General features: G+C 67.5%; 15 protein-coding genes. 7 read left to right on the forward strand and 8 right to left on the reverse strand.

What is annotated here, in order from left to right:
* Nucleotide 1: 1 nt before the first annotated feature.
* From ASF98_RS08980 to ASF98_RS08990, 3 genes are read left to right on the forward strand one after another with little or no spacing between them, the layout of a single operon-like run.
* Nucleotides 2-778, forward strand: coding sequence for an SDR family NAD(P)-dependent oxidoreductase (locus tag ASF98_RS08980; protein ID WP_055800499.1), 777 nt, complete (start codon nt 2-4; stop codon nt 776-778).
* A 31-nt stretch (nt 779-809) separates the two neighbouring features.
* A complete protein-coding gene (locus tag ASF98_RS08985) occupies nt 810-2,606 on the forward strand; it encodes a dihydroxyacetone kinase family protein (RefSeq protein ID WP_055800502.1) in 1,797 nt (598 codons plus the stop codon).
* The gene (locus ASF98_RS08990; protein WP_326949654.1) at nt 2,603-3,109 is read left to right on the forward strand and encodes a ribose-5-phosphate isomerase; all 507 of its coding nucleotides are present in this window, start codon (nt 2,603-2,605) and stop codon (nt 3,107-3,109) included. Before ASF98_RS08985 ends, ASF98_RS08990 begins: the two co-directional genes overlap by 4 nt.
* Before the next feature lie 24 nt (nt 3,110-3,133).
* Here the strand turns inward: ASF98_RS08990 and ASF98_RS08995 are convergent, their stop codons facing one another.
* The 5 genes from ASF98_RS08995 to ASF98_RS09015 form a co-directional block, all read right to left on the reverse strand.
* Nucleotides 3,134-4,243 (reverse strand): sulfite oxidase, encoded by a 1,110-nt coding sequence (locus ASF98_RS08995; protein WP_055800505.1) that lies wholly within the window; start codon nt 4,241-4,243, stop codon nt 3,134-3,136.
* A 115-nt stretch (nt 4,244-4,358) separates the two neighbouring features.
* Complete coding sequence (locus tag ASF98_RS09000) at nt 4,359-5,261, reverse strand: SDR family oxidoreductase (RefSeq protein WP_235505743.1); 903 nt, start codon at nt 5,259-5,261, stop codon at nt 4,359-4,361.
* A gap of 2 nt (nt 5,262-5,263) precedes the next feature.
* Complete coding sequence (locus tag ASF98_RS09005; protein ID WP_055800507.1) at nt 5,264-6,268, reverse strand: aldo/keto reductase family protein; 1,005 nt, start codon at nt 6,266-6,268, stop codon at nt 5,264-5,266.
* A 61-nt stretch (nt 6,269-6,329) separates the two neighbouring features.
* On the reverse strand, nt 6,330-7,403 hold the full coding sequence (locus ASF98_RS09010; protein WP_055800510.1) for an aldo/keto reductase: 1,074 nt from the start codon (nt 7,401-7,403) through the stop codon (nt 6,330-6,332).
* Between the two features lie 151 nt (nt 7,404-7,554).
* Nucleotides 7,555-8,211, reverse strand: coding sequence for a hypothetical protein (locus ASF98_RS09015; RefSeq protein WP_055800513.1), 657 nt, complete (start codon nt 8,209-8,211; stop codon nt 7,555-7,557).
* 228 nt (nt 8,212-8,439) lie between these two features.
* Between ASF98_RS09015 and ASF98_RS09020 the strand changes: the two genes are divergently transcribed.
* Nucleotides 8,440-8,841 (forward strand): YchJ family protein, encoded by a 402-nt coding sequence (locus ASF98_RS09020; protein WP_235505744.1) that lies wholly within the window; start codon nt 8,440-8,442, stop codon nt 8,839-8,841.
* Here ASF98_RS09020 and ASF98_RS09025 read toward each other — a convergent pair.
* The 3 genes from ASF98_RS09025 to ASF98_RS09035 all read right to left on the reverse strand — a co-directional run bounded on the left by ASF98_RS09025 (nt 8,838) and on the right by ASF98_RS09035 (nt 12,214).
* Nucleotides 8,838-9,704 carry a TIGR04086 family membrane protein gene (locus tag ASF98_RS09025; RefSeq protein ID WP_055800524.1) on the reverse strand — a complete coding sequence of 289 codons (867 nt, stop codon included), beginning with the start codon at nt 9,702-9,704 and terminating at the stop codon, nt 8,838-8,840. The two genes, ASF98_RS09020 and ASF98_RS09025, sit on opposite strands and share 4 nt — an antisense overlap.
* A 157-nt stretch (nt 9,705-9,861) precedes the next feature.
* A complete protein-coding gene (locus ASF98_RS09030; RefSeq protein ID WP_055800527.1) occupies nt 9,862-11,847 on the reverse strand; it encodes an acyl-CoA dehydrogenase family protein in 1,986 nt (661 codons plus the stop codon).
* A 64-nt stretch (nt 11,848-11,911) separates the two neighbouring features.
* Entirely contained in the window at nt 11,912-12,214 is a 303-nt protein-coding gene (locus ASF98_RS09035) for a hypothetical protein (RefSeq protein WP_055800530.1), read from the reverse strand.
* A 346-nt stretch (nt 12,215-12,560) separates the two neighbouring features.
* On the opposite strand from ASF98_RS09035, the gene ASF98_RS09040 reads away from it, so the two are divergent.
* From ASF98_RS09040 to ASF98_RS09050, 3 genes are read left to right on the forward strand one after another with little or no spacing between them, the layout of a single operon-like run.
* Nucleotides 12,561-14,009 (forward strand): DUF3375 family protein, encoded by a 1,449-nt coding sequence (locus ASF98_RS09040; RefSeq protein WP_055800533.1) that lies wholly within the window; start codon nt 12,561-12,563, stop codon nt 14,007-14,009.
* 2 nt (nt 14,010-14,011) lie between these two features.
* Entirely contained in the window at nt 14,012-14,836 is an 825-nt protein-coding gene (locus ASF98_RS09045; RefSeq protein ID WP_055800536.1) for a DUF4194 domain-containing protein, read from the forward strand.
* A complete protein-coding gene (locus ASF98_RS09050; protein ID WP_055800537.1) occupies nt 14,833-18,300 on the forward strand; it encodes an ATP-binding protein in 3,468 nt (1,155 codons plus the stop codon). Before ASF98_RS09045 ends, ASF98_RS09050 begins: the two co-directional genes overlap by 4 nt.
* Nucleotides 18,301-18,332: the final 32 nt, after the last annotated feature.

The following is an 18,332-nucleotide window of genomic DNA, read 5'->3' on the forward strand; positions in this document are numbered from 1 at the left end:
CATGACTACCACCATCCAGCGCACCGCCGTCCTCACCGGGGCCACCTCTGACCGCGGCATCGGCATCACCACCGCACGCCGCTACGCCAGCCAGGGCTGGGGAGTGGTGATCCTGGACCTCGACGGCGAGAAGTCCGCCAAGGTCGCCGCCGACATCGGCAACGAATTCAACGTCCCGGCATACGGCCACGAGATCGACGTCGCCAATGAGGGCTCCGTCAACGCCGCCTACGCCGCCGTCAAGGCAGAAGTGAGCGCCGGCAATCTTCCCCCGGTGGGCGCCCTGGCCAACATCGCCGGCATCACCTCCCCTGTTCCGTTCCTGGAAACCACCCTGGAACTCTGGCACAAAGTCATGGACGTGAACGCCACCGGCACCTACCTCGTCACCAAGGCATTCCTGCCGGACATGATCGAGGCCGGCTGGGGCCGGATCGTCAACATGTCCTCCGTTTCCGCGCAGCGCGGCGGCGGCGTGTTCGGCAAGGTCCCCTACTCCGCCGCCAAAGCCGCCATCCTCGGCTTCACCAAGGCCCTGGCCCGTGAAATCGGCGCCACCGGCGTGACCGTCAACGCCATCACCCCGGGCGCAGTGGACACCAACATCCGCGTGGGCAGCACCGAGGAACAGGAAGCCGCCATCAACGCCGGCATCCCCCTGGGCCGGAACGCCACCACCGAGGAAATCGCCGCCGTCATCACCTTCCTGTCCTCCGAGGAATCGGCCTACCTGACCGGAACCACCATCGACATCAACGGCGGAAGCCACATCCACTAGCAGCCGTCCCGCCAAAGGTAGAGAGCCCGCCATGACCAGAATTTTCAACGATCCCTCCGACTTTGCAGAGGAAGCCCTCGCCGGGTTCTGCGACGTCCACGCCGACTTGGTCCGCCAGGTAACCGGCGGGGCTGTGCGCCGACGCCGCCCCGCCAAGCCCAAAGTGGCTGTCCTCGCGGGCGGCGGGTCGGGCCACTACCCGGCCTTCGCCGGTCTGATCGGCACCGGACTGGCCGACGGCGCCGTGGTGGGCAACATCTTCACCTCGCCTTCCGCGCAGCAAGCCTATGCCGTGGCCAAGGCCGCGGAGTCCGGCGCCGGAGTGGTGTTCACCTACGGCAATTACGCCGGGGATGTGCTGAATTTCGGCATGGCCAGGGAGCGGCTCGCTTCGGAGGGGATCCAGGTGGAAAACGTCCTGGTGACGGATGACGTTGCCAGCGCCCCGCCGTCGGAATCGGAGAAACGCCGCGGTATCGCGGGCGACTTCACCGTCTTCAAGATCATGGGTGCGGCGGCCGAAGCCGGCGCGGACCTGGCCGACGTCGTGCGCCTTGGCCGCAAAGCCAACAGCCTGACCCGCACCATCGGCAGCGCCTTCCACGGCTGCACCTTCCCGGGCGCCGAAACCCCGCTGTTCACCCTCAAGGACCGGCAGATGGGCCTGGGCCTGGGCATCCACGGCGAGCCCGGCCTGTTCGACACCGAGCTGCCGCCCGCCAAGGAGCTGGGCCAGGAATTCGTCTCCCGGTTGCTGGCCGAGACCCCGCACGGCGCTGGCGACCGCATCGCCGTCATCCTCAACGGCCTCGGTTCCACCAAGCATGAGGAACTCTTTGTCCTCTGGCTCACCATTGCCCCGCTGCTCCGCGCCGCGGGCTACACGCTGGTGATGCCGGAAGTGGGCGAGCTGGTCACCAGCCTGGACATGTCCGGCGTCTCCCTCACCATCACCTGGCTGGACGACGAACTTGAGCCGCTCTGGACCGCGCCGGCCGAAACACCGGCGTACCGCAGGGGTAACGCGGCCCTCCAGTCCGGTGATGCCTCGGCAGAGGAAGAGTCCGACGGCGCCGCCGCACCCGATGCTTTCGACGCAACCGAAGAGTCGCGCGGCTACGCGGCAAACTGCCTCGCAGCCCTCGCTGCCGCCCGGGACTCCCTGCACGGCGCCGAAGCGCGCCTCGGGGACATGGATGCCGTGGCCGGCGATGGAGACCACGGCCGCGGCATGGTCCGCGGCATCGACGCGGCCACGGCCGCGGCGGCGGATGCCGCTGCCCGCGGCGCCGGCGCGGGAGCCGTCCTGGCCGCCGCCGGGGATGCGTGGGCGGATAAAGCCGGCGGAACCTCCGGCGTGCTGTGGGGTGCCGGGCTGAGGTCCTTCGGCGAAGCACTCGGCAACCAGCTGTCTCCCGGACCTTCGGAATTAGCCGCAGCCGTCAGCGCGTTCGCGGCAAGGATCACCGGCCTCGGCAAGGCGGAAATCGGGGACAAGACCATGGTGGACGCCCTGCTGCCCTTCGCAGAGACGTTCAGCCGGCTGCTGGCTGACGGCAGCCACCACGGCGGGCAGCCTGCTGCAACGGCGTGGGCCGAAGCGGCCGCCGTGTCCACCGCGGCTGCGGAAGCCACCGCTTCGCTGCGTCCGCTCAAGGGCCGCGCCCGGCCGCTCGCCGAAAAGAGCATAGGCACCGCGGACCCCGGGGCCACGTCCCTGGCCATGATCTTCACCGTCATGGGCCCGCACCTTACCGGCCTTGCCGCGCCGGCTGCTGCCGAAACGACAGGACCGGCAGCCCGCCAGCCCGCAGGAACACCGTCATGACACATCCCGCAACTGCAGGGGAAGGACAGGCCGTGGGCATACGACTCATCCTGGGCGCCGACGAAGCCGGCGTGGACTACAAGGACAGGATCGCGGCGGACCTGCGCAACGATCCCCGGGTCAGCGAAATCATCGATATCGGCGTCAACCGCAGCGATGCCCCCGCGCAGTTCACCACGCCGTACCCGTACGTGGGGATCGCTGCGGGGGAGATGATCAAGGAAGGCCGCGCGGACCGGGCCATCCTGTTCTGCGGGACCGGAATCGGCGTGGCCATCGCCGCGAACAAGGTGGACGGCATCAGGGCAGCCACGGCCCACGACTCGTTCTCGGTGGAGCGCTCGGTGCTCTCCAACGACTGCCAGGTCCTCACCATGGGCCAGCGTGTGGTGGGCGTGGAACTCGCCCGCAGGCTGGCCCGGGAATGGCTCGGCTACACCTTCGACCCCTCGTCCGCCTCGGCATCCAAAGTGAAGGTGCTGACGGATTTCGAAGGCTGCTGACCCCGCTGTCCGGGGACTGGGCAGCTACTCGACGCTCACCTTGACGCGCTGCACCACGTTGTTCCCCATGCCCTGGTAGTTCCAGGCCTGCTCCAGCGGCTGAGTTAGCCCGGTCGCGTCGGTGGCCCGGCAGGCGAGCTCATGCTCGCCCCGGTCCGCCACCCACGGCAACGTCCATTCGCACCACGCAAACGGCCCGGCCGGATGCCCGAGATGCGCGGGCACCCACTTCCCGTCGATCCCCACCTCCACGCGGACCACGGAGCCTTGGCCGGACCAGGCCCTGCCCTGGAGCATCACCGGTCCCGGGGACAGGACCCTGCTGCGGGTGTAGAAGTCCGGGATGCCCGGCGGAATCATCAGCGAACGGACCCTGATCCGCGAAACCGGAGTGCCGGCGTCGTCCGCGTCCTGCTGGTAGCGGTAGGACACCGCCTGCTGGAATCCCTCGAAGGGGTGGGTCACCACCTGGATGGACTCCAGCCACTTCACGCTGGCCATGCCGTACCAGCCCGGGACCACCAGCCGCAGCGGGTAGCCGTGCTGCGGCGGCAGTTCGCGGCCGTTCATCTCGTACGCCAGCACGACGTCGGGGCGCATCGCTTCCTTGATCGGCAGGCTTCGCGCATACTTCTGCCGGATTCCGCCCTGGATGCCGGCGTCGGCGCCGGTGAAGACGACTTCGACGGCGTCGTCGTCAACTCCGGCCTGGGCCAGCAAGTACGCGAGCGGAACCCCGGTCCACTCGGCGGTGCCCACGCCCTCGAGCCGCCACGGCTGGCTCATCGGCCGCGGATGCAGGAGCGAGCGTCCGTTGCCGGCGCACTCCAGCGTGACCGGGATGCTGATGGCGGGGTCCCGGCGGAGGGCGCGCAGGCTGATCTCGACGGCGCGCTGCACGGCACCGCCGATCCGCAAGTGCCAGGCGTCCGCGTCGATGAACGGGATGTCGAAATGGGTCAGGACGTAGTGCAGGCCCGGCGGGGTGGTGTCTTCCCGCAGGGCCTCCAGCGGCATCGAATGGTTCCGGACCGCCAGCTGCAGTTCCTCTGCCGTGAGCGGGCCGTGCGTAGGTTCTCCTGCATGCGCCGTGGGCTTAACGGACTGACGGCGCCGGGAAATCTGCTTCGTCATGGCACTGTTCTTCTTCGGGTGGGGCCGTTTCTTCGGGTCGGGCGGATTCCGCGTGGCCGGCGGTGCCCGTGTTCACAGGTCTACGCCGCCGCCGCCGGTCCGTCAAGCAGGACTCCTAGAGGTGATGCGCCTCTTTGAGGAAGTCCGTGAGCCCCAGGGGTTCCCTGCCCGTGAGGCCACGAACGTCCGACGTCGGGCCGGCCAGTTCGCCGTTGGCGATGGCCGTGTACGTGCTCACCCAGGCGTCGACCTGCCAGGCCGGGGCGCCGTAGGATGCCCGGGAAGCATAGGCTTCCGCCACGGTTTCATTGAGGAAAGTGATGGTCCGTCCGGTGCCTGCAGTGAGGAGCTCCGCGGCCCGCTGCAGGGAAATGTCCTCGGGGCCGGTCAGGCTGTAGGTCCGGCCCACGTGTACCGCCGGATCACCCAGCACCGCAGCGGCGCACCGGGCGACGTCCCCGCGGGTGACGGCCGCCATCACTCCGCCATCCGCCGGGCCGCGGATGACACCGTCGTCGCCGGCGAGAAGGGGCAGGAAGTCGAGGTAGAAGTTGTCCCGCAGGAACGTGTAGTTCATCCCCGAGGCCTTGACCCGTTCCTCAGTGGCGTAGTGGTCCCGGCCCAGCGTGAACGTGCAGTCGGCGGAGGCCCCGAAAAAGGACGTGTAGACGATGTGCTCCACGCCGGCCCCGGCAGCAGCATCCACGAACGCGAAATGCGTCTGGAGCCTGTCCTCGGCCTCGGACGCGGACACCATAAAGAGGGTCTTCACTCCCGCAAGCGAGGACGTCGCCAGCTCCGGGTCCGCATACGTGGACACCACCGGAACCGCGCCCGGAAGGTCAGGCGCCCGGGCGGCGTCGCGCACCAGCAGCCGCTGCGGCAGCCCGGCGTCGGCGAGGATCCTGGCGACGAGTCCGCCGAGCTGGCCGGTGGAGCCGGTGACGGCCAGGGCGGGCAGGGCTTCGGTCGTTGGCCGGGCCGTCCCCCGGTCCGCGCTGCTTTCCCCGGCAGCCACGGCTAGGCCTCCCGGGACGCAGGCGACTTGGTCTGGGCGGGGTCGCGTTCGGCCAGGGAACCGATAACGTCATCGATCTTGTCCATGATGGCCTGGTCCAGCTTCACGCCTGCGGCCGCCACGTTGCCGGCAATCTGCTCCGGACGGGACGCACCCATGATGGCGGAGGCAACGTTCTTGTTCTGCAGCACCCACGCGATGCTCAGCTGGGCCATGGTGAGCCCGGCTTCAGCTGCGATCGGCTTGAGGTGCTGGACACCGGTGAGCACTTCGTCGGACATCCAGCGTTCGATCATCCTGGCGCCGCCCTTGGTGTCCGTGGCGCGGCTTCCCTCCGGGGCCGGCTTCCCCGGCCGGTACTTGCCGCTCAGCACACCCTGGGCGATGGGGGACCAGACAATCTGGGAGAGGCCAAGCTCTTCGGACGTCGGGACCACTTCGGCTTCGATGACCCGCCACAGCATGGAGTACTGCGGCTGGTTGGAGATCAGCTGGAATCCCAGGTCCTTTGACAGGGCGTGCCCGTCCCGGATCTGGTCCGCCGTCCATTCACTGACGCCGATGTACAGTGCCTTGCCCTGCCGGACAATGTCCGCAAACGCCTGCATGGTCTCTTCCAGCGGCGTCTCATAGTCGTAGCGGTGCGCCTGGTACAGGTCCACGTAGTCGGTCTGGAGGCGCGTCAGGGAACCGTTGATGGATTCCATGATGTGCTTTCGGGACAGTCCCACATCGTTGTGGCCCTTGGGCCCCGTGGGGCCGAACACTTTGGTGAAAATCTCCAGGGACTCGCGGCGCTCGTCCTTCAACGCTTCGCCCAGCACCTTCTCCGCCGCCGTGTTGGCGTAGACGTCAGCGGTGTCGAAGGTACTGATTCCCGCGTCCAGCGCCGCCCGCACGCACTGGGTGGCCACTTCGTTCTCCACCTGGGAGCCGTGCGTGAGCCAGTTGCCGAAGGTGATTTCGGAGATCTTGAAGCCGCTGTTGCCGAGGTATCTGAATTCCATGGTGTTTACCGTAGTCCACTTGGTTGCTCAGGGTAAGGGCTTTCCGCCACCGACCTGCGGTTTACCGCCGGCGCAGTTCCGCATATTCCAGGGAGGGGACAACGGCGCCGGCGTCGCGCTCCACGAAGTTGGTGCCGGGCGGCACCAGATCATCAATCGCGTCCAGCACGGCTTCGTCGAGTACCGTGTCAGCCGCTTTCAGGTACGCGCGCAGATGTTCCTCGCTCCGCGGGCCAATGATCACGCTGCTGACGGCAGGATGGTTCAGGGCGAATCCGACCGCGAGGTCCACCAGAGGCAGTTCCAGCTTGTCGGCCAGGCGGGCCAGGGAATCTGCGGCGAGCAGCTTGCGCTCGCTTGCGGGGCCGGAAATGTCGTACCGGCCGGGAAGGGAGTGGACCCGTGTGGGCGGTTTCCCGGCGTCCAGGACAAAACTCCCGGACAGCCAGCCGCCGGCCAGCGGACCGTAAGCCAGCACACCCAGGCCGTACTGCTGGGCGATCGGAAGGACATCGCGTTCGGTGCCGCGGACCAGCATCGAATAGGGGACCTGGTTGGCCACCGGCGGAATGAGGTGGTTGGTGGTGGCCAGCCACTGGGCCTCCACGAGCTGCGCCGGGGTGAACACGGAGGTTCCGTAGTAGAGGATCTTGCCCTGCCGGATGAGGTCGTTCAGCGCCGTGATGGTTTCCAGGACATCCGTGTTGTAGTCCGGACGGTGCGCCTGGTAGAGGTCGATCCGGTCCGTCTGGAGGCGGCGGAGGCTGCCCTCCACTGCCTGCATGATCCAGCGCCTTGAGTTGCCCGAGTGGGCGGGGTTGGCGCTCATCTGGCCGTGGAATTTGGTGGCGATGAAGACGTCGTCCCGGCGGCCCTTGAGGGCGCGGCCCACTACTTGCTCGCTCTGGCCCTGCGAATAGACGTCCGCGGTGTCCACCGCGGTGATGCCGGCATCCAGCGCGGAGTTGATGATGCGGATGCTTTCCTCGGCGCCGGTGGGCGCATAGCCCTGGGCGGTGCCGCCGGCGCCAACAGGGTCCGCCGGTGCGCCCTCGCCGAAGTTCATGGTGCCCAAGGTGAGCGGGCTGATCAGGGTCCCGCTGCGCCCGAACACCCGTAACTGGTTGAGGCTCATTCCCGGTTTCCTCACGTCTGACTCCCACGGCTGATTGCTGTGGATCGTCACGAGGCTACACAAAATCGGCCCGGCGGAGGGCTCCGGCGAAGCACTTCTTAGTCTTGCGTCGTCCGGAGTAACGCAGCGGGCGTCAATGACGAATTGTGAATCAGCCGGCGCGGCGGTGCTCAGCCGGCAGGGTGCCCTTCAAGGCGCCCGGATGGCCGGCCAGGGAAACCAGGGAACCGGTGTCCAGCATGGCCATCGACCCCGGTCCCGGGGGTTTCTCGAAGGAGCGCGGTATGGGCCGGACGGTGGCGTGCTGGTCCGTGGCGGATTCCACCAGCGGCGCTACCTCCCTGACCTCTTCCACCGGGGCGTCCGGGCTGGGGAGATCGCGCACGGTGACCTTCACCTCGGGCGCAGCTGCGGCCTTGGCCCGGGCTGCGGCGCGGGCGTCTGCCCGGGCCACCGCGGCTGCCCAGTCTTCGGCCAGGGCGGGAGTCTCGCGGCGGCTGGTGCTGCCTGTGCGCGGCTGCTTTTCCGATGAGCTGCGCAGCTTCGGTTGTGGGCGAGGCGCCGGGGAAGGACGAGGCGAGCCGGCGGGAGGAGACGACGCGGCGGGACGGGTCACCGTGGCGGGACGGGGCGCCGTGGCGGGACGCCGGCCGAACAAGGCCATGACTGTGACGGCGACCAGCCGGCCCAGCCCTGCAAGCAGCAGTGTGGCTACGAAAACCAGGAAGAGGCCGATGAACATGACGAACGCCACACCGAGCGTGCCAAAAAAGGTCAGGTTCAGGGCAATGGTGGTGGGATCTTCCATTTACCTCTCCTTACGGCCTGCAGCGCCTGTGTGCCGGCTGTAACCACCCGGCGATAAGCACCCCTTAACAATACGGACTTTTGCTGGGCAACACGCCCGCAGTGAGGTCCGCTCGGGGGTTGTGTCGAAGCTGTTATCGGATATGACAACGCAGTTTCCGGCAGGTCGCGGCATATAGTCGGAGACAGCCACCTGGCGCCCTCCAGCTATCCACGAAAAGGACCACCTGTGCCCCCTCCAGGAAACTGCCCGTGCCTGTCCGGTGAGCAGTACGCGGACTGCTGCGGCCGCTTCCACCGCGGCGACGCCGAGGCCCCGACGGCGGAGCAGCTGATGCGCTCCCGGTACAGCGCCTTTGTGGTCCAGGATGCCGCCTACTTGCTCCGCACCTGGCACCCGGATACCAGGCCGGCGGAACTCGAACTGGACCCGGACATGCAGTGGCGCCGGCTGGACATTGTTTCCACCCGCCGCGGCGGACCCCTGGATTCGGACGGGATCGTCGAGTTCAAGGCCTATTTCAGGCACGACGGCGAGCGGGGGATCCACCACGAAACCAGCCAGTTCCTGCGTGTTGACCGGCGCTGGTATTACCTCAACGAGGTTGGGCTTAACGAGGCCAGGAGCTAGCGCTCCGCGTCAGCTTCAACGGGAGTGAACCCGGCCCGGTCCACCTTGCGGTGGAACCGCATGCCGGCCAGGCCGCCCACTACGGCGCCAATCAGTGCCACCACAGCCACCACGACGGCGGCGATAATCCCGGTGGTGGTCAGCTGGCCTTCGTTCACGGGGATCCGCGGGAAGCTGTTCAGGTTGGCCAGGATGTTGAAGCGCTCGCCGGCGATCATGGCCAGCAACGCAACCAGCACTGCGAAGATCACGGCCCAGACCCAGACCATGAATCCCTGCTTGGCCCCGTTGAAGCGTGCCATCCGGCCGGCCACATAACCGCCGCAGTAGTAGGCCACGAACAGGATCACCAGCAGTACGATGATTCCTGCCAGTCCCACGGTCTGGTCAGTGGAGGCCTGGTTCACCGCTTCGTTGACGTCCGTGCTGGTAGCGAGCCCCACCGCTGTTCCGGCCGCTGCCACCAAAGCGGTCAGCAGGACGGCCGTTCCCGTCGCGGCCAGCCAGCCAAAGAAAGCCGAGCCAATCTTGATCCCGCCGAACTGCTCCTTCTCGCGGGCAATCACGGTCTCGCGGGTCGCAGCATTCGGGTCGGCAGCGAGAGGGTGCTCGCTCGCGGGCGGCACCGCATAGGCCCGGGTGTCGTCGTCGTAGTCCGTCCCGGCGTCAAAATTACGGCTGCCGCCGGGAGCGTCAGCGTAGCTGCGCCGGCCCTCAAGCCTGTCTTCCACCCGGCTGCTTTCCACCCGGCTGTTTTCTACGCGGCTGCCATCCGTGCGGTTGCCGGCGTCGATGCCGTCGGCGCCCTCGCCGCGGGCGGCGCGGCGGGACTGTCTGTCTTCGGGTCCTACTGTGCTGCTCATCAGGCGTTCTCGCTTCCATCGATTGAACCGTACCCATTGTTTGGGCCGGCCACCGCTATGCGGAGACGTGCATGGTGGTCCTACGTCCACCTAACCACGGCATGCCGGTGGTAGCAAGGGTGCTTAGCATCTCCGGCGGGTCGAAAATCGGCGGGAATCAGCGGTACTTGCGGTGCAGGTCCTCCTTCACGGATGCCCGCGGAGACGCATCGGCGATCCAGGGTCCGGTGCCTTCGGACTGGTCCAGGACCCCGGCCTCCAGCCAGGTGTAGTCACCGGCGAGCACCTTTTCCGTCAGGTCGCGGTCGGCGTCGTCCGTGTTCCGCCACAGCTGGTCGAAGTACTCATCCACGCGGACCCGCGCCTGCTCGCAGTACGCCTCGGCGAGTTCGTAGGCGGTGGCGGCCCGCTCGGGGTTGGTGTGGAGCATCCCTTCGGCGCGTGAGCAGCATGCGGCCATGGCGAACAGCTCGGCGCCGATGTCCACGATCCGGCCCAGGAACGCCTGCTTGTGCTCGAGTTTGGCTTGCCACCGGCCCATCCCGTAGAACGTCTGCCGGGCGAGCCGCCGCGAGGACCGCTCCACAAACCGCAGTTGCTTGGCGAGCCTGCCGAACTCGGTGTAGGACCGCGGATCCATGCCGGCGCCCGCCACCAGTTTGGGCAGCCACCTCGCGTAGAACCCGGAAGCGCCGACGGCGGCCCTGGCCTTGTCGGACAGGCTGGCATCCGCGGAGGCAAGGTCCCCGGCTGCCGCGAGGTGGGCATCCACGGCCTCGCGGGCAATCAGGAGCTTCATGATTTCCGAGGAACCCTCGAAGATGCGGTTGATCCGGAGGTCACGGAGCTGCTGTTCCGCCGGCACGGCGCGCTCGCCGCGGGCTTCGAGCGAATCCGCCGTCTCGAAGCCGCGGCCGCCGCGGATCTGCACCAGCTCGTCGGCTATCCGGCAGCTGATCTCCGTGGACCAGAGCTTGGCGAGGGCGGCCTCGATCCGGACGTCCTTCTGGCCGGCGTCGGCCATTTCGGCGGACAGTTCGAAGACTGCGTCCAGGGCGAAGGCACTCGCGGCGATGAAGGCGATTTTCTTGCCCACAGCTTCGTGCTTGCCCACCGGCCGGCCCCACTGGGTGCGTGCGTTGGACCACTCGCGGGCGATCTTCAGGCTCCACCGTCCGGACGCCACGCAGAGGGCCGGGATGGAAAGCCGGCCCGTATTGAGGGTGGTGAGGGCGATCTTCAGTCCCTGGCCTTCGCGGCCGAGCCGGTTTGCCGCGGGCACCCGGACCTGGTGGAAGCGGGTCACGCCGTTCTCGATGCCGCGCAGGCCCATGAAGGCGTTGCGGTTTTCCACCGTGATTCCGGGGGAGTCCATTTCCACCACGAAGGCGCTGATGCCGCCCTTGTGGACGGTTCCGTCGGAATCCGTGTGTTGCGGCACCAGCGCCATGACCACCACCAGTTCGGCGATCACGCCATTGGTGGTCCACAGTTTTACGCCGTCCAAGACGTAAGCGTCGCCGTCGTCCGTGGGAACGGCGGTGCTGCCCATCCGGGCGGGGTCGCTCCCGACGTCGGGCTCCGTGAGCAGGAACGCCGTGATGGCGCCCGCGGCGCAGCGGGGAAGGTATTCCTGTTTCTGATCCGCGGTGCCGAACACTTTCACGGGCTCGGGGACGCCGATGGACTGGTGGGCGGACAGCAGCGCCCCGAGGCTCGGATGCACCGAACCCAGCAGGGCCAGCGCCCGGCCGTAGTACACGAGGGACAGGCCCAAGCCGCCGTACTCGCGCGGGATCTTCATGCCGAACACGCCCAGCTCGGCCAGGCCGGCGAGGTACTGGTCCGGGATCCGGGCGTCCCGCTCGATCAGGCGGCCGGACATGGTCCGGCAGTAGGCGGTGAGGCGGGCCATGAATTCTTCGCCGCGTTCCACGTCCTCGGTCCTGGCTTCGGGCCAGGGGTGGATCAGTGAGAGGTCGAAGCTGCCCAGGTACAGGCCCTTGGCAAAGCTGGGCCGGTCCCAGGTTGTTTCCCGGGCGGCCTCCGTAATGGCCCGGGCATCGGCTTCGGTGGCCTCTGGCCCGATCTTGTCGGGGGCGACGGGAACGTCGGCGGCTGGACTGTCAGTGGCAGAGCTCACGGGGCATCTCCTCTAACCGGGTTGGCCGGCTCGAGCCCTGGGTCCGCCTCGGGTGGGGAACCCTTCAGCTGTCCCTCAATGCTACCCGCGGGTAGGTTCCCGTGCTAGGGGAAGGCTGCCCTTGAAAGTCGCCGGGAAGCTCCACCGTGGAGGCGTGGTGCACCAGTCGGTCCCAGAGGTGGTTGATGCCGTGCACCAGTCCCAGCAGGGTGCCGGCAATGATGAACCACGCGAAGCGGCCCAACCCCACGAGCACCATGGCCAGAAAGCCGGCAGTCATCATAAATGCCACAATCAGCAGGCCAAACACGAGCGTTCCGATGAACACGAAAGTGCCTGTCTCTACTGCGCTGAGATCGAACTGCATGTTTCCCCCTGCATCATTGCCTGGCTGGATCAAGTAGCACGAGCGTAGGGTGCGGACGGCGCCCCCAACCAGCCCCGGACGGCCGTGGCGCAGGTGTTGATACGGGATCGAAATGCTACCGGTCCGTAGGTCACGGTGCGGTCACTGTAACCCCACCAGTAACACACGTAACAGCACTGCCGGCTTCGCGGGAGGTGCCCCGGGGTCCGCGCGGATTCGGCGGGGGCCGGATACGGGGTGAAACGAGCGCCGGGCCGGCTCCCGGGCGCACTGCGTTAACCTTGTAGTTGGCAGTTTTCGGGTTTTCCGCTGCCCGACGAGTCCCGTGGCAGCTGAAGGAGGGTGTGTGTCCCGATCCGCACCGTCCTCCGCGGACGCGATCAATGCCCGGCTTCGGGACCTCGAACTCCTGACCAAAGGACCGGCATGGGCGCTCACCCGGTCCGCGCCGTGGGTCATCGCGGTCCTGCAGGCTTCCTTTACCCGGACCCGTCCCCAGCTTCCGCTGGAAGAGTTCCATGCCGACGTCGATGCCTTCCTCGAGCAGCTCCGCCGCCAGGACCCGGGGTTGGGCGGGGTGGCCAACGGGAAGTCCTTCGGCGATGAATGGACCCGCAAGAATTTCCTGACCCGCCGCAACCAGTCCGGGCAGATCGTCTACGAAGTCACGGAGCCCGCGGCCCGCGTCCTCGCCTTCCTCGACAGCCTCTCCAGCGAACGCTCCACCCTGAACGGTTCCCGGCTGGGGACTCTGCTGGGCGACGTCGAGAAGCTCGCCAATGAGACGAACCCGGACCAGACCGCCCGGCTGGAGTCCCTCGAGGACGAGATCGAGGAGCGGCGGCAGCTCATCGAGGACATCAGCTCCGGCGACTTCGACGGACTGCTGGACGACGACGAGGCCGTGGAGGCCGCCGGAAACATCCTGGACCTCGCAGCCAGCCTGCCGGCGGACTACAAGAAGATGCGTGACCGGATCGAGGAACTGGTGGGCGAGCTCCGCAACCAGATCATCGAGGAATCCCTCAGCAAGGGCGCCACCATGGCGCAGGTGCTGGAGGCGGACAAGCGGCTCCGGCAGAGTCCCGAAGGAAGGACGTTCCGGTCCTTCACGGCGTTCCTGGAGGACCCCCAGCAGCAGCTGCGGTTCCGCTCCGCGATAGGAGAGGTGCTCAGCCGCCAGTTCGCGGACGACCTCAGCCACGAGGACCGCGAAACGCTGAAGAACCTGGTGGCCGAACTCCGCACCCAGCACAGCCAGATCCAGCGGATCTACGGCAAGCTCAGCGAAAGCCTCAACACCTACGTCCAGAGTGACGATTTCCGCCAGTCCGTGCGGCTCCGCAAGGTGCTCCGCGAGGCCGAACAGGCTATCCGCTCGCTGCCGTATGAACGGGAACGCCCTGGGCTGGTGCCCGGGCCGGTGCTCTTCAATGCCGGCTTCGAGTCCTTGTCCATGGTCAAGCTCTTTGACCCCGACGAGTTCGCGGCCCCGCCCAAGCTGGCCGACCCCATTGCCTTCAGCGACTCGGACCGCGTGCGCTCGCCGCGCACCGGGAAGGCCAAACCGGCGGCCATCCGCGCCGCGCTCGCCGGGGCCGCCACGCTGCCGGAGGCGTGGGAGCAGCTTCCGCCGGAGGAACGCCACATCAACTCCATCCGCGCCCTGCTGTCCCACGCGCTGCACGACGGCGCCGGCTTCGACCGCGCCGGCTGGGACGCCATCGACTTCGAACAGATAGACGGCACCACCCGCAAGGCATTCCTGCCGGTGGTCACGCTCACAAAGGATTGACGATGACTGAAGAGATGACGACGACGGCAGCCCCGGTGGCCGGGCCCGTCGAGACGCCGGAAGCCCCCGCAGCGCCTGAACACACCTACGCAGATCCGTTTACGGTCACCCCGCGGGACACCTTCGTGGACGGCGCCGCACTGTTCCCGGGCGATACGGGCGTGCTGCCGATGAAGGTCCGCCAGGCTCTGGTGAAGCTGCTCAAGGGCCCGTACATTGACGGCGGCCGGGACGAGAAACTGTGGACAACGCTGCTGGACAACCAGCTGATCCTCCGCAGCCGCCTGTCGGAGCTTTTCCTGACGCTCCAGCTTGACCATGAACGGAAGGTGGCCGTGCTGCGCCCGGTGGATCCGGACGCCATCGGCGGCAGCACCCGTTCCAGCATCCTCCGCCAGCAGCGTGCGCTGAGCCGGGTGGAGACCATCGTGCTGCTGCGCCTGAGACTCCTGCTGGACCGCCACGTCACGGCGCAGACGGATCCGACCATCACAAAAGAGGAAATCGCCGAGCTGGTGGCCCACTACCAGCCGTCCGGCCAGCAGGACGCGCTGCGGGACTCCGACGTCGTCAACCGCGCCATCACCAAGCTCCTGGCCCGCCAGCTCCTCATCACCACCGGCCTCGAGGACGTCTACACCATCTCCAACGCCCTCCCGCTGGCCCTCCCCTTCGAAAACATCGGTGACATCCCGGCCCAGATCGAAGCGCTGGTAGCAGCCACGGCAGACCCGACAGGTACGGAAGCGCTGATAGAGCTCGACCGTGACAGTCCCGCCAGCCCGGATGATGACACTGAGGACGACGCTGAAGGGAGCACCAAGTGAGCATCGCAACCATGCTGCCGATGGGCGAGCTCACCAACCCGGGCCAGATGCGGCTCGCGCTGGTTCAGGTGGTCAACTGGGGCACGTTCCACGGCGCCCACACCATGCATGTGGACCGCAACGGCACGCTGCTGACGGGCAACTCCGGCGTCGGCAAGTCGACGCTGTTCGACGCCATGCTGCGGGTGTTCGATGCCCGGCCGCGTTCCAACGAGGCCGCGGCGCAGCGCTCCGGTGCCGTGGAGGACAAGAGGACCACGTTCACGTACATGCGCGGCAAGGTGGGCGACAAGGCCGTGGGCGAGGGCTCGGCCAGTGCCTTCCAGCGCCCCGGTGCCACGTGGTCCGCCGTCGCCCTGACGTTCGATAACGCAGCGGGCACGAAGGTGACGGTGTCGGCGCTGTTCGACCTGCCGAAGAACGGCACGGAGTCGAGCGTCGGGCGGTACTACCTGATCGACAACAAGCCACTGGACCTCGCCGCAATCGAGGGCATTGCGGAAAAGCGCTTCACCAAGGCCGCACTGGACGTGATCTTTCCGGACGCACAGGTCTTCGACGTGCACAAGGCGTTCGCCGAGCGCTTCCGCCGGCTGCTGGGCATCAACTCGGACCAGGCATTGCCGCTGCTCCGCGTGATCCAGGCCGGCAAAGGGCTGGGCGGCAGCGTCAACACGTTCTTCCGCGACCAGGTGCTCGATGCGCCGGCCACGCTGGCCGCGGCGGACGACGTCGTCGAGGAATTCAGCAACCTGATGTCAATCCGGCAGCGGCTGGAGGATGTGCGGCAGCAGCGTGACCAGCTTGCTCCGGTGCCCGGCCTGAACAAGGAATACGCGCAGTCCCTGCTGGACGCGAACCGCCTGCGGGAGCTGGCCGGCGAAGAGTTCGATGCCTACAAGCAGCAGCTGGCCGTCACGGTCCACGAGAAGACCCTGGTCCGGTACAAGGACCTCGCCCAGGCAAAGGCAAGGGAGCTGGCCGCGGAGCGTGCGGTCCGGGACGGCCTGGCCAAGGATCTGCGGCAGCTTGAAGCGGACTACAACAACCAGGGCGGCAACGCGATCTCGGCGATCGAGCAGTCGCTGGAAAACGCCCGGGTGGGGCTCAAGCTGCGCCAGCAGATCGAGGAAGCCGCGCGCCAGGCCCTGGCCGAGGCCGGACTGGACCTTGAGTGGACGGCGGAGGGCTGGGAGCAGGCCCACACCCACGCGGCCGCCCGTTCGGCTGAACTGCAGGGCGACTCGGAGGCGCTGAAGGAGCTGCGCTTTGAGGCGTTCGACGGCCACGCCACGAAGAAACGTGAACTTGCGGCGGCCCAGCAGGAGCTCGTCTCGCTGAAGACGCGCAAGTCCCTGCTGCCGCCGTCGAGCATTGAAAACCGGACCGCGATCGCCGCGGCGACCGGCGTGCCCGAAGAGCAGATGCCGTTCGGCGGCGAGCTGATCGACCTCGCAGAGGGGGAGGAACGGTGGCGGCCGGCCGCCGAGCGCGCGCTGCGGAACCTGGCCACCACGCTGCTGGTTCCCGGTGAACACTTCGGGGCCGTCACCCGCTACCTCAACGACAACTCCGTCCGCGGCGCACTCCGCGCCATTGACGTGTCCAAGCCGTTGGCGGGAGGTGCGCTGGCCGCGGAGGACGTGGCCGACGGCGAGCTGCTGACCAAGCTGGACATCCTCACCACGGGGCCGGCGGCCGACGCCGGGCAGTGGATCCGTGAGCGGATCGCCGTCGACTTCGCGTACCCGTGCGTCGAGGACCCGGATGAACTGGCCAGGCTGGACAAGGGCCTGAGCCTTGGCGGCGTGGTCAAGCGCAACCGCCACACCGTGGAGAAGGACGACCGCTTCACCAGCAGGCAGGACTACGTCCTCGGCTTCGACAATGCCTCGAAACTGGAACTCGTGGCGACGCAAGTGGAGGATCTGCAGCAGGAACTCGCGAAGGCAGCCGAGCTCGCGCGAAGCCGCGAAGAGTCGCACCAGGGCATGACCCGCCAGCTGGACGCGCTGCGCCGGATCGCCGAGGACCACCGGCCCTGGGAGCAGGTTTCCGCGGCAGTGGCGGAGGACGAACTCGGCAAGATCGAGCAGCGCCTCAAGGATGCCCTCGCCGCGCAGGCTGACCTGGAGCCGCTGCGGGCCAACATCGAGGTGGCCCGGCAGAAGCACCAGGCCAGCACGGAAGCCGCAGCTGTCCTCCAGAGCGAATACAAGGCGCTGGACCGGCAGCTCACCGCCGGGGATTCGCTGCTGGAAGCCGCGCGCACGCGCCTGGGCCAGGCACCGCCGTCGGAGTCCACCGTGACGGCACTGGAACCGTACTTCTCCGCGTTCGGCGACGTCGGCGAGATGCATGAGCTGGACAACCTGGCCAACGAGGTCCGGACCCGGCTCCTTGCCGAGCTGCACACCGCCGAGTCCCGCGGCCAGGCGACCTCGGAGCGGCTCACCCGCATTTTCGAGGGCTTTGTGCGTGAATGGGGCACGGCGATTTCCGCGGACCACGGCACGTCCATCGGCGCCGCCGGGGAGTTCGAGGCCCGCTACCACGCCATAGTCAGCGACGGCCTGCCCGCGCAGGAAGCCGAGTTCCGTCAGTTCTTCAACCAGCGCACGCACGAATCGTTCAGCACGCTGCTGCACCTGCTGGATGAGGAACGCCGCTCGATCACCAGCCGTATCCTGCCGCTAAACGGCATCCTGTCCGAGGTCAATTTCCATGAGGGCAGCTTCCTGGAACTCGACATCAAGCAGACGCTCCCGCCCACCGCGAAGCAGTTCAAGGACGCCATCCAGAATGCGCTGAAAATTCGGCACACGCGTCCCTCGCGCGCTGCGGGGGCGGCGGCTTCCGGAGCTGAAACGGACGACGACGCCGAGCTCACCAACCGCTACAAGTCGCTGGAAACGCTCGTGAAGCGTTTGGGTTCGCAGACCCCGGAGGACCGGCGCTGGCGGGCCGAGGTGCTGGATGTGCGCGGGCACCTGTTCATCCAGTGCAAGGAACACCGCGAAGTGGTTGACCCGGCCTCGGGCAAGAAGCGCGGCAAGCGGACCGACGTATTTATGCACGCGGACACGGGCTCCATGTCCGGCGGCGAGCGGCAGCGGTTCACGGCGTTCATCATGGCCGCGGCCCTCAGCTACCAGCTGGGCATCGCCGAGCAGGGCTTCACCACCTACGGCACTGTGATGATGGACGAGGCCTTCGTCCTGGCCTCGGAGGAATTCGCCGGGGCCGGCATCAAAGCGCTGCACGAATTCGGCTTCCAGCTCCTGCTGGCGGCGCCGGAAAACGTGATCGATCTGTCCCGGCACCTCGGCTCCGTGACGGAAATCCTGCGGGACAAGCGCACCAACCGCTCCGGCGTGCTCACGTCTCCGGTGATCGGGCCGCGGGCCGGTGCCGAGGGCCAGTGGAGGTCCGAGGCGAACCCGGTGGACATCGTCCTGCGCTAACCCCGCCCGGCCTGACCCGGCACCTCAACCCG

The sequence above is a fragment of the Arthrobacter sp. Leaf337 genome (assembly GCF_001423745.1).
GTDB lineage: Bacteria > Actinomycetota > Actinomycetes > Actinomycetales > Micrococcaceae > Arthrobacter.